Source organism: Streptomyces sp. NPDC059256 (assembly GCF_042753785.1).
GTDB lineage: Bacteria > Actinomycetota > Actinomycetes > Streptomycetales > Streptomycetaceae > Streptomyces.
Window position 1 is genome coordinate 277,256 of the sequence record NZ_JBHYZO010000001.1, and the last position, 12,472, is coordinate 289,727.

Here is a 12,472-nt window from a genome sequence, read left to right on the forward strand (position 1 = left end):
GCATCACTCGGACCATGGTTCGTCACCGTGATCGAGTACTCCACCACACCACCCGCCACCACCGTCGCAGGCCCCGACCGCTCCACCGACAGATCGACGCTCCGAGCGACCTCCGTGGTGGTGGTGTCCTCGTTGTTACTGAGGTCCGGGTCCAGGTCCTCGCCGTCGACCGTCGCCGTGTGGGCGATGGTGGTCGTCGCGTTCCCGGCCGCCCTGCCGGTGAGGACGATGTCGAAGTCGGCACCGTCCGCGAGCTGTCCGCCCGTACACGCCAGCGTCATGTCGATGATCGCGCAACCCGCCGTCGTCGTGGCCGCATCAGCCAACCCCACCGGAATCGGATCCACCAACGACCAACCCGTCGCATCACTCGGACCATGGTTCGTCACCGTGATCGAGTACTCCACCACACCACCCGCCACCACCGTCGCAGGCCCCGACCGCTCCACCGACAGATCGGCCTGAGGGGTGTGGGGGACGGTGAGGGTGTGGCTGGTTGCGGTGACGGGTCTTCCATCGAGGCTGTTGCCGGTTGCCGTCGCGGTGCCGACGATCCCGCCGGCGGTCACATCGGCCGCGCTGGTGGTGTGTGTGGCGAGGCAGTTCATGGAGGCGCGGGGGGCCAGTACGGTCGGCGGGCAGGTCACGGAGGGGGTGCCTGGGCTGTCGTCGGTCACACCGATGTCGGTGAGTGGGGCCAGCCCGTTGTTGGTGACCCGGGTTGTGTAGTGGATCTCCTGACCGGCCGTGTCGAACCCGCTCTCGGCTGCCGTCTTCACAACGGTGAGGGAGCGAAGGGGGATCACCACCCGGTTACCCGTACCGGTGAGTTCGGCGCCGTCGGGTGTGGTTCCGGTGACGGAAGCGGTCGAGGTGATCGTGCCGGAGGCCGCATCGGCTGCGGTGGCGGTTCGGGTCGCCGTGCAGTCGAGCGAGGCGCCGGGCGCGAGGGTGGCCGCTGAGCAGGGCACGGTCGATGTGCCCGGGCCGTCATCGGTGATCGCTACCGCACTCAGGGATGCGGTGCTGTTGTTGGTGACGGTGTGGGTGTAGTGGATCTCCTGACCGACGACGAATGAGGGCTCGGCCGCACTCGTCATGAGGGAGGGCCCGGGGGCGGTGACGGACAGGGTCGCCGGTGCGGGCGGGTTGAGCCCGGCCGGGGTGACGTAGGTCGACGGATGGACGTACGCAGCCTCGCGGGCCGCGGTCACCTCCACGGTGACGGTGCAGAACGGCGCCCCCGTGGCGAGACTGCCGTTCACCAGGGCGATCGAGGCGCCGCCCGCCTCCGCGGTGACCGTGCCAGCGCCGCACGTGGTGGCGGTGTTCGGCGTCGGCGCGACCACCACCCCGACAGGGAGCGCGTCCTGGAGTCCGAAACCGTTCTTGGCGGCCAGATCGGTGGTGTTGGTGATGGTGAACGTCAGGCGTGAGGTGCCGTTCGCGGAGATCGTGGCCGGGTTGAACTCCATGTCCAACCGCGGTGTCGCATCGAGGATTCGGATGTTGTCGTACGCGTGGTCGTTGCCGAGCCCGCTGCCGTTGGCGTTGACCATCTTGACGCCGAGCGAAGACCCTGAGAACAGCACCGAGCCGTTGCTCGGGAACGACCCGGCTCTGATGCGGTCACCGGCTGCGCCGGGATGGGTCTGTGCCCTGGCGTCGTTGCAGGGATCGATCGGCGAGCTGAATACCGGAACGTCCGTCCCGTCACCGGTCAGATGGAATTCCAACAGCGGCGCGGAAACCGTACAGCCGCTTGCCGCGACATCGACCGAGAAGGTGATGAAGCGGCCGGTGAGGGCGAGGGGAACAGGGGTTCGCGTCTGGAACTCAACCTTGTTCGCGCCCGGGTCGGTGGTGTCCGTGTACGCGGAGACCACATGGTTGAGCGAGGGGTCGGTCACCCCGCCCACCTGGCCCAGTACTTTCGCCTGCCCCTTCAGGACCGCCATGCCCCTGGCGTTCCGGGCCTCACAGGCGGGCTGATTGCCACCCGCTTGGTTGAGCACGATGCCGTTGCAGTCGGCCGGCTCCAGCCAGGCAGGATCAGCGGTGTACGTCTGGTTCAGCGGCGGCGCGCCCTGATGCGCGGGCAGGAGGAGCGGGGTCTTCCCCGTGTTCGTCTCGAAATCCTCGAAGTAGAGCACGGACGGCGGCTGAGGCACCCCGGGCGTTGGGGGAACCGTCGCATGAGCGGCCGGCACGGCGAAGTTCATCGCCACTGCCTGGGCACCCAGAACCACAGCGGAGACGGCCAGCACTTTCAGACGCAGACCACCGGAACATCCACGCATCGAAGGTGCGCTCCATTCGCTCGCATGACCACTTCGCCGGAATGTGCGGTCAGTTTGCGCATGGTGTAGCGAAATGATTTACGGATGAACGCACATGCTCTCGGACATGCCGCAGAAGCACTCGGACGGCCCCGTCCAGGTGTCTGGACGCCGTGAGGGCAGCTACGGGAACTTCGCCTGCCTGGGGACGGCGGCCGAATCGACGTACACAACACGCTCCACTGCACGTCACAACGGCCGGGAGGGCCCGCGGACACCCCGGGAGCCCGGCACGGCGGGCTGAGCACCGGGGGCATCAGTGGCGGGTGCGTCAGTGGTGGGTCCATCAGTGGCGGGTGCGTCAGCGGTGGGGCGGCTCGGAACGTGGAGCCCGCCCCACCGGCCATGGGACGATCCGGGGGTCACAGCCCGCCGGTGTGGAGCAGCCTGTTGGGCGAAGCCGCACTGATGGGGCTGATCACGTCCTCCGTGGCGTTGTCGGTGAGCCAGAGGCTGACGTCCTCCGGCGCGGCTGCCGGGTAGTTCTCCTTCAGCAGGGCCGCGACCCCGGCGACATGGGGGCTGGCCATGGATGTGCCGTCGAGGGAGACATAGCCTCCGCCGAGCCGGGCGGAGGTGATGTCCACACCCGGGGCGTACACCTCCAGGCAGGTCCCGTAGTTGCTGAAGTCGGCCTGGCGATCCGAGCTGTCGGTCGCCCCCACGGTGAAGACGTCGGACGCCCGGGCGGGTGATACATCGCAGGCGTCCTGGGCTTCGTTGCCCGCGGCGACCACCGGCAGAACACCTCGTTCCGCGACCTCGTTGACCGCTTCGTCCAGCGCCCTGGACGCATCACCGCCGAGTGAGGCATTGAGGACGGCGGGCTGCTGGGCGTTCTGGGCGACCCAGTCGAATCCGGCGAGGACCCCGGCCAGGGTGCCGCCACCGGTGCAGTTGAGCACCCGCACCGCGACCAGGGAGGCAGATCGGGCCACACCGTAGGTGGCGCCGCCGACGGTGCCCGCGACATGGGTGCCGTGCCCCTGACAGTCCTGTCCGTTGCGACCGTCCCCGATGGCGTCGAAGCCGACCGACGCCCGGCCGTCGAACTCCTCGTGCGCGGTGTCGATGCCGGTGTCGACGATGTACGCGGTCACGCCGCTGCCGGTCGCGACGGCGTCGAATTGGCCATCGAGCGGCAGGGCCTGCTGGTCGATCCGGTCCAACCCCCAGCTCTCGGCCGGAGCCAGGCTTCGCCGCGGCCGGTGATCGGGCAACTGGGATCCAGCGGTCCGGGCCGTCCGCGCCGGCTGTACCAGGTGGATGGAGGTGTTCTCCTCGACGGCCCGGACCGCGGGGAGAGTGCGAGCCGCGGAGAGCTGCGTCGCGGAGAGGCGGGCCGCGAAGCCGCGCAGGGCGGTGTCGTACGTGTACATCGCCTTCACCCCGAGCTGGCGCAGCACGGCCTCGGCGGGCTGGTCGGGATTGAGGCTCACGATGTACTGGCCCGGGATGGCCTGGGAGGAGCGCTCGATCGGCACCGGACTGTTGTCGGTGCCGGCCACGGCATCGGTCCCCCCGAAGAGCAGGGGGGCGAGTAGCAGGAGGGCGATTGATGCCCGGCGTGCGCGCAGGCGCATGCAGTGCTCCTAGATGTCTGGGACGAAACGGCTCGCGGTTGGTGCGATCTGCGAGCGGCCAACATCTTTGCTTTCGTCCTTGCGCCACCCGGGACTTGAGCAACGCTCCCCGGATGGACCAGCGCCCGTGCGCTCGACGCGCTGTCGTACGCTCTCGTCCGCTGGTCGAGTGACCCCGTTCAACTCATCGAGTGCTCAGCCACTGGGGGTCGGGGACGACCGTCAGCATCGCCGAGACGACGAGGGCGATGGCGAGGACGGCGAGTTCCACCCGGGCGGGGAGCTCGGCGTCGGGGCGGGCACGCACCATCCGGTGGCGGGCGACCAGCGCCAGCGCGCACGCCACCACCACCAGGGCCACCTTGGCCATGAGGACCTTGCCGTACGCCGTGTCGAAGACGACGTCGGGCGGCAACCGTCGCAGGGTCGAGAGTGTGCCGGTGACGGCGAGGACGGCAAGGAGCCAGACGGCCAGACGCGCATAGCGGGCGAGGACGGCTGTGGCGTCCGCACGATTGGGCCTGCGCAGTCTCAGTGCGCGGAGGACATGGAGCAGCCCCCCGACCCACAGGGACGCGGCGGTCAGATGGCAGACCGTCAGGGCGGCACCGAATTCGGGGCTGTAGGGCTCGGGGTGGGCACGGATCGCCTCCGCGACGATCACCAACGCCAGGGGTAGCACGGCAAGGGCAGGACGGCGCAGGGCGATACAGCCGGCAGCGGCGAGGAAACCATTCGCCATGATCAGCAGAAGCTGTCCCTCGCGGGTGCCGTACGCGGTGGCCATGTCGATGTCGCTCACCAACGCGAGCCGGACGATCTGGCCGGCGGCTCCCGCGGCTCCCGCCAGTGCGGCGGCCGTGGCCCAGGAGCGCGGCTGCCCTCCTCGGCTGGCCAGACGGGCTCCGACCAGCTCTCCCAGGTGGATCGCTAGGGCCACGAAGACGACGGTGCGCAGCAGCGTGGCCGTACCGGCCGCGGGGATGGGCAGTTCGCCGGTGCCGTGCATGGCGAAGCGGGTGCCGAAGTAGGCGATGGCCAGGGCGGTGAGGACGAGGGCCGACGTCAGCACGGCGGACCGACCGCCCCGGTGGGGCAGTCCGTCGTCGGACACGGCGGCGGAGGAACTCACGTCTGGATCATTACGAGCGTGCGGGTACATGGCGGACCGGCCGGTTCACAGCCCCCGGAGGCGAGCGGGCCGGGGGCAGTCTCCCCGACCAACTCGCCGGGGAGCCGCTCCCCTACGTCAGGCCGGTTCCCCCGCGGGCTTGCCGCCCTTGTTCAGCGAGTCCCAGAACTCTTCCCAGGTCAGCTCGCCGTCACCGTTGGTGTCCTTGGTCTTGATGACCGCTTCGGCAACGGTCTCGGTGACGTTGAAGTCGCCCAGCTGCGCCATCACGCTCTTGTACTCCGACGCCGTGATCCGACCATCCCCGTTGATGTCGTACCGGTCGAACGCCCTGCGCGCTGCTTCGATGTCCGCCACTGCTTTGCCCCTCCTACACGTGCACGTTCGCACTACTGATGTGGATCAGATTATCCGCAGCCCGGAGCGCGCCTCCCCGGGGCGGTCCGCGATGAAGGGCGATGAACGGCGGTACGTCCCGTGGGACGTACGGAACGGGCCTGGCCGGACTGCTTTCCGCAACACAAGGAGACACCCCCGCACCCCGTCGGACGGAGGGACGACCGAGGAACGACGACGGTGTTCGGGCAGCCGAACCCGAGGGGCTGCGGTGCCCGGCGACAGCCGGGCGGGGGCTCGGCGTGGGCTCGGCGGGGGCGAGCGCAGTCGGCGCCGGGGAACGCCCGCCCGTGTGCGGACGTTCCCACGGGCGGGTTTCGCACCGGTCGCCGTGGAAGCCCTCTCCTCGACCGGCAGAGGCACCGAGCGGCTCAGAACGCCTTGCGCCAGGGCTCGTAGTGGGGGTTGTCCAGACACTCATTCATGATCTCGGTCTTGGTCGTCAGATCGACCGGGCAGACCCCGACGATGAACTCCCGCGCCACACCGCCGGGGAAGGCAACCTCGACCTGGCTCGCGTATTTGTGCGTGTCCCCGATCGTCTTGTTCACATCGACGCCTCCGGGTGCGTCGATGTAGTAGTTCCAGGGGCTCTTCCATGACTTGTAGAGGTCATGGTTGTACGTCGTCGAGACATAGGGAGAGGGCTGGTTGGCCAGGACGTAGCTCTCGATGTCGTACTGCCCGTCCAGGGGTGCCTTGGGGTGGAAGCCCTGGTCGAAGATGATCTCGGGGCCGCGGCCGTCGGCGCGGTAGAGCTGGTTGCAGTTGGCCCGCCAGGACGGGTTCGGGGTGATGCGGTCGATGTCCACCCGCAGGTCGGCTGCGGCGTAGAGCCGGTCCGCGACGACGGGGCAGGAGCCCGCGGGCGCGGCCTTCGTGGCGGTGGTCGTGACGACCGGTGCCGTGGCCGGCGCGGCGACGGGGGACGGGGAGGCCGCAGAGGTGCTCGCGGCGGGGATGAGTGCGGCCGACAGGGAGAGGACCAGGACGGCGGCGCGGCGCCGCAGACGAGTGGTGATCATGAGGGTCACCCTGTCGGCCGTATGACGTCACGGCGGGGAACGTCACCCACAGGTGGGCGGGTCGACATACGGGGGTGACGTCGTGGACGGGGTGCCATGGTGCGGCGGGCGTTCGGTCACGTCGGGAAGGGGCCACGCCCGGATGGGGCACTGGGTGCGGGCGGCGGGACCGCGGGGCCGGTGGGGCGGGAGCGGCTCGGGGGACGCCCCCGCCCCACCGGCGAACCTGCCGATCAGTGGAGACCAGCGGAGATCAGCGGAAGACTCCCGTATGGCCGAGGGAGTAGCGCCCCGGCTGGGGGTAGACGGCAAGGCCGTGCGGACCGCCGCCGACCGGGATGCGCGCGAGTTGCTTGCCGGTCCTGGTGTCGATCGCATAGACCTCGGAGTCGTAGCGTCCCGACAGCCAGAGCACCTTTCCGTCGGCCGAGACCCCGCCCATGTCGGGACTGCCGCCGTCGGGGAGCCACCACTTCTTCGTCAGCTTGTTCTGTGCGAAGTCGAAGACGGAGACCGATCCCTCGCCCCGGTTGGGGATGTACATCTCGCGCGAGTCCCGGCTGACGTACAGCCCGTGTGCACCCTTCCCGGTGGCCATGAGCTTGGGGGTGGTGAACTTCTCGCCGTCGAGTACCCAGACTCCGTGGGCCATCATGTCGGCGATGTAGAAGGTCTTGCCGTCCGGGGAGATCTTCACGTCCTGGGGCATCGCGCCCTTGAACGGCAGCTTCTGCTGTCCGACGACCTCCATCTTCTCCGTGTCCACCTTGAGGAGTTCAGCGGAGAACTCGCAGGAGACCACGAAGTACCGGCCGTCCGCGGAGAAGTCGGCGTGGTTGACCCCGTAGCAGCTCACCGGAACGGTCTTCTTGCGTTCCATGGTCTGGGGATCGCGGAAGACGAGCTCTCGATCCAGCGAGGCCATGACGACGGCGTACTTGCCGTTGGGGGTGAAGTAGAGGTTGTAGGGGTCGTGCACCTCGACCGCCTTGCCCGCCTTCCCGGTCGCCGGGTCGATCGGGGTGAGCGTGTGGCCGCGGTTGTTGTTGACCCAGAGCGTCTTGAGGTCCCAGGAGGGGACGACGTGCTGCGGCTGCACTCCGACGGGGATGGTCTCGACGACCTTGTACGTGGTGGGGTCGATCACCGAGACGGTGTTGGAGTTGGTGTTGGGGACGTACACCCGGGAGGGGAACTTGCGCACCACCGGCGAGAGCTTGCCCGGGCGGTCAGCCGCGTAGATGTCCTTCGGGTCGAGGACCGGTGGCATCCCCGGCAGCCCGGCGGGGACGGCCTTCGTGGGTGCGGCGGGAGGCGCGGCCTTGGTGCGGTTGGCCGCGGCCTTGGCCCTCTCCGCCTCGGTGCCGCTCGCCGCGGTCTCGGTGGGGTCGCTGGCGCATCCGGCGAGCAGGGCGATCAGTGCCCCGGCGATGAGGGTTGCGGTGCGTCGGGTGACTCTCAGGGGGGTGGTTGTCGGATCCATCAGCTCAGCAGCTCCGTGGTGGTCACCGCACGCAGTCCGCGGCGGTCGAGATCGTCGAGGAGGGCGGGCAGTGCGGCGACCGTGTCCGCGTAGCCGAAGTGGAGGCTCACCACCGATCCGCGCCGGATCTGCCCGGTGACGGTACGGGTCACGGCCGTGGCCCCGGGCGAGGTGGAGTCCAGGGAGTCGAGGTCGTACGAGAGGACGTGGGGGTATCCGGCCCGCTGGGCGAGTCGGGTGATGAGCGGGGTGGAGTGCTGGGTGCGCGACGGTCGGAACCAGCTGCCGATGGAACCGGTCAGGGCTCGCAGCCTTCGGGCGCATCCGACGATCTCCGCCTGGGCATCGGCCTCGTCCATGTCGGTGATGGTGAGGTGGCTCTGGGTGTGGTTGCCCAGATCGTGGCCGCCGTCCAGGATCCGGCGGGCGAGATCGGGGTGTTCGTCGAGCCAACTGCCCACGGCGAGAACGGTGATCCGGGCGCCGGCCCGTTCGGCTTCGGCGAGCACCGCCCGCGCGGTGGCCGGATCGCCGTGGCCGTGGAAGGTGAGGGCGACCCGATCGCGATCGCGGGGGCCGTGGGTGATCTCGGCCGGCTGCCCGGGGAAGCGGCGGGCCGTGGGCGCGGGCCGGGCATGCGGCCCGCCGGAGGGAGCGGCCGGGCGCGGCGTCTCGGGAGGCGGGGCGGCAGGCTGCCGGGAGCCGGTCGACGCCGGCCCCGTACCGGCACAGCCGGTGGCGAGGGCGCCCGCGACGGCGGCCCCGGCTCCCGTGCGCAGGGCGCGGCGGCGGTCGATCGAGGTCACGGAAGAGCACAGTAGGGGCGAAGTGGGTAAAAAATGACGATTGCCCTAATTTGCCGCCACTGCGGGTCGCCTCGCCACGCAAGAGCAGATCAAGGAAACACCCCCCACAGGCCGCCTTTATCCACTATTTACCAGGCCACAGAACCACTTCACCTATAGATCCTGTGGGATATAGGCATTTTTACACCATATGGGCGATGCAAGATTTTGGCGTACCCGGCTCTTCTGTCATAGTCGAAGCACGACCCCCTTTTGACCCGGGCCAGGTCGTCATCAGCGGCCGTGGAGACACCCCCCATTCCGCGGCGCTTCACAGATGCCTCCGGCACACGCCGATACCCTCGGCCCGCCGGGGGCTTCTGTGTTTCACCGCGGCGAGCATGCCACTGCACACCCCCTGAGGGCGGAGCCAAGCAAGCGGGCGACGCGGTCCGGGACGGGCGCGTGGCCATCCACCCGGCCGTCCACACTCCCCCGATGTCGACACTTCAGATCGAGGAGGAGTGGCGCTCGGGCACGCGCATCTCGAACCAGGTGGTCTTGCCCCGCGGCAGCAGATCCACGCCCCAGCGGTCGGAGAGCTTGTCCACGAGGAAGAGGCCCCTTCCGCTGATGTCCATCGGCTGTACGGGCAGCAGGCAGGGAAGCCCGCGTGAGGGGTCGCGCACCTCGATCCTGATCCAGCCCCTGCGGCGCAGCAGCCTCAGGCCGAACACCCGCGCACCGGTGTGGCGCACGGCATTGCCCACGAGTTCCGAGACCAACAGCACCGCGTACTCGGCAGTCTGCGCGGACAGACCCCATTGGCGGGCCACCACGCCATGGGTGAGCCGTCGAGCGGTGGCGGCGGATTCGGGGCGGGACGGCAGACGGATCTCTTCATCGGTCGGATTGCCGAACAACTCCAGCGCCCGCAGGGCCTGTTCGTCCTCGACGGTGACTGCCGAACGAGTGGCGACAGCGCCACCTCGCTGTCGCGGCTGTTCCACACCCTCAAGGCCCGCCATGCCCCCCATCATGGCCGCTGGATTGGGCGCACGTGGTCGATCCCCTGGAATGCGAACCGCGGAGTTGACCGTTCCGAAGGCGTTCCAACCATGGCCCTGACATATGCCCATGGGCTCCGCGGCGGCCTCGACCCCTGTCCGGATCGATATTGACATGCAGTCAACAACACCTCGGCAACGCCCTGACCACGAGCTTTTCATGACCCCTGACAGCCGAGAGGACGACCCGCCCGGTCCGAGCACCCCATGGACCGGGCTCCCGGACCTGACGGAGGCCATAAAGGCACCCCCCCGTACGACAGATCGGACTACTGAAAGGACCCTGCGAAAGAGGCCCGGTCAGCGAAAGACGGCCTTGCCCGGACCGTCCTGCACGAAACTATGCATACCGATCTCACGGTCCTCGGTCGCGAACAGCCCGGCGAACCAGTTCCGTTCGATCGTCAACCCGGTCTCCAGGTCGGTCTCCAGTCCGGAGTCGACGCACTCCTTGGCGGCGCGCAACGCCAACGCCGGCCCCTTCGCCAACCGGGCCGCCCAGGCGTACGCCTGCTCATAGACCTCGGCCGCCGGAACGACCCGGTCCACCAGGCCGAGCGCATGGGCCTCGTCAGCGGTCACCTGCCGGCCGGTGAAGATCAAGTCCTTGGCCCGGGAAGGTCCGATCAACCGGGCGAGCCGCTGGGTACCGCCCGCGCCAGGGATCAGGCCCAGCAGGATCTCGGGCTGCCCCAACTTGGCGTTGTCCCCCGCGATCCGGAAGTCGGCGCAGAGTGCCAGTTCGCACCCGCCACCGAGGGCGTACCCCGTCACGGCGGCCACCACGGGCTTGGGGATGCGGGCGACGGCGGTGAAGGACTCCTGGAGCGCCCGGGCCCGCACCACCATTCCGGCGTGGTCCATGCGCTGCATCTCCTTGATGTCCGCACCCGCCGCGAACACCTTCTCCCCGCCGTACAGGACCACCGCCCGGACGTCGTCACGGCGGCCGACCTCCTCGGCCAACTCACGCAAGCGGTCCTGGATCGCGATGTCGAGCGCGTTCATCGGCGGGCGGTCGAGGCGGATGGTGCCCACACCGTCGAGGACGTCGAGGGTCACGGTCGTCGCAGTCGTCATGCAGGCAGGTTAACCGGCGCTAACGCGAGCGGGCCCGGCGCTGTGAGAAAGACAGCACCGGGCCCGGGGACGTGCGCGTCCCGCTCGACTTCTACTTGGTCCACTCCGCCCAGGACATGTTCCAGCCGTTCAGACCGTTGTCCGGGGTTATCTGCTTGTCCTCGGAGTTCTGCACGACCACCACATCGCCGATCAGGGAGTTCTCGAAGAACCACCGGGCGGGGGCGTCCGGGTCGCCGCCGCCGCGGACATCGCGCAGACTGACGCACCCATGGCTGACGTTCTGGGAGCCGAAGGTGCCCGCGGACGCCCAGTAGTTGCCGTGGATGAAGGTGCCGGACGTGGACAGCCGCATGGCGTGCGGCACGTCCTTGATGTCGTACTCGCCGCCGAATCCGACCGTGGCCCCGTCCATCCGCGTGACCTTGTACTTCTCGCTGATGACCATCTGACCGTTGTAGGTGGTCGAGGAGGGCGCTCCGGCGGTGATCGGAATGTCCTTGATCTGCACACCGTCCCGGACGACCTTCATCCGCTTGGAGGTGGCGTCCACGGTGGAGACCTGACTGCGGCCGATGGTGAACGAGACGGTCTTGGCCTGCTTGCCGTAGACGCCCGGACGCCCCTCGACGCCGTCGAGGTTGAGCGCGACCGTGACTTTGGTGCCCGGGGCCCAGTACTTCTCGGGCCGGAAGTCGAGCCGGTCGTTGCCGAACCAGTGGCCCTCGATCGGCACGGCGGGCACGGCCGTCACCTTGATGGCCTTCTCGACCACCTCCGGGTTGGTGATGCCGCGGGTGAACTTCAGGGAGACCGGCATGCCGACCCCGACCGTGGACTTGTCCTCAGGGGTGTAGTGCCCGATGAAGGTGTTCTTCGGTACGAGGGTGGTGAAGACGGCGTCCTTCGCCGACTGCCGTCCGTCCTTGTCCTTGGCCACGGCGTGCACCTTGTAGCGCGTGGAGGCGGCCAGATGGTGCAGCGGCTCCCAGGAGCCGCCGTCGGCGGAGATCTTGCCCTGGACGGTGACGCCCTTGTCGTCCTGGACCGTGACCGTGGTGAGTTTGCCCTGTGCAGCAGTGACCTTGAGCGCCCCACTGGTGGCGACGCCCGTGGCGCCGGTCTTCGGGGCGACGGTGACGACCGCCTGGGAGGCGGAGTTGCCGACCTTCCCGCTGCCCCCGCCCTTGCTCTCGTCCTTCGCGCTGCTGCTTCCGCCACAGGCGGTGACCAGGACCAACATCGCCCCCACGGCCCCCGCGACCAGCGCGGAACGCCCGCGGCGTCGAGGACGGTCAACCGATGTCCCCGATATCGGATGCCCGTTCTTCATGGCCTCTCCCCTCGCACGGCCCGGCCCCGCCTAGGCCCTCACCCCCGTGCGGCTTCTCACACGCACATCGACCAGACAATCACACACGTGGTCGTGGATTGTTCGCGTGTTTGTCACCGTTCAGTCCCAAGGAGCAGGGGACTCAACGGTCGGAGGGGGAGTGGGCGTCCGGGCCTTCGGTGCTCCTCGGGGAGGCTCGGACACAGTCGCTGACCACGGGCTTCCCGGCCCGGGCTGTGCGGCGGCACC

9 protein-coding genes and 1 pseudogene are annotated in these 12,472 nt (G+C 68.9%); all 10 read right to left on the bottom strand.

Annotation, left to right across the window (positions count from 1 at the left end; translation table 11 throughout):
• Window positions 1–2,300 (bottom strand): annotated as a pseudogene (locus ACFXJL_RS01200) (DUF11 domain-containing protein); the annotation flags it as partial.
• Between the two features lie 401 nt (window positions 2,301–2,701).
• Window positions 2,702–3,922 (bottom strand): S8 family peptidase, encoded by a 1,221-nt coding sequence (locus ACFXJL_RS01205; RefSeq protein ID WP_384637970.1) that lies wholly within the window; start codon window positions 3,920–3,922, stop codon window positions 2,702–2,704.
• Between the two features lie 184 nt (window positions 3,923–4,106).
• Entirely contained in the window at window positions 4,107–5,054 is a 948-nt protein-coding gene (locus ACFXJL_RS01210; RefSeq protein ID WP_384688231.1) for a CopD family protein, read from the bottom strand.
• Window positions 5,055–5,171: 117 nt separating this feature from the next.
• A complete protein-coding gene (locus ACFXJL_RS01215) occupies window positions 5,172–5,411 on the bottom strand; it encodes an EF-hand domain-containing protein (protein ID WP_358880482.1) in 240 nt (79 codons plus the stop codon).
• 410 nt (window positions 5,412–5,821) lie between these two features.
• Window positions 5,822–6,475, bottom strand: a complete 654-nt coding sequence (locus tag ACFXJL_RS01220; RefSeq protein ID WP_358880483.1) for an ADP-ribosyltransferase — start codon at window positions 6,473–6,475, stop codon at window positions 5,822–5,824.
• 253 nt (window positions 6,476–6,728) lie between these two features.
• Window positions 6,729–7,958 (bottom strand): YncE family protein, encoded by a 1,230-nt coding sequence (locus ACFXJL_RS01225; RefSeq protein WP_384637963.1) that lies wholly within the window; start codon window positions 7,956–7,958, stop codon window positions 6,729–6,731.
• Window positions 7,958–8,764 carry a polysaccharide deacetylase family protein gene (locus ACFXJL_RS01230; protein ID WP_384688236.1) on the bottom strand — a complete coding sequence of 269 codons (807 nt, stop codon included), beginning with the start codon at window positions 8,762–8,764 and terminating at the stop codon, window positions 7,958–7,960. The genes ACFXJL_RS01225 and ACFXJL_RS01230 overlap by 1 nt, the downstream gene beginning before the upstream one ends.
• Before the next feature lie 488 nt (window positions 8,765–9,252).
• Entirely contained in the window at window positions 9,253–9,783 is a 531-nt protein-coding gene (locus tag ACFXJL_RS01235) for an ATP-binding protein (protein ID WP_384638132.1), read from the bottom strand.
• A gap of 327 nt (window positions 9,784–10,110) precedes the next feature.
• Entirely contained in the window at window positions 10,111–10,890 is a 780-nt protein-coding gene (locus ACFXJL_RS01240; RefSeq protein WP_384688238.1) for an enoyl-CoA hydratase/isomerase family protein, read from the bottom strand.
• Between the two features lie 91 nt (window positions 10,891–10,981).
• Window positions 10,982–12,223 (bottom strand): Ig-like domain-containing protein, encoded by a 1,242-nt coding sequence (locus ACFXJL_RS01245; protein ID WP_358880488.1) that lies wholly within the window; start codon window positions 12,221–12,223, stop codon window positions 10,982–10,984.
• Between the last annotated feature and the right edge of the window lie 249 nt (window positions 12,224–12,472).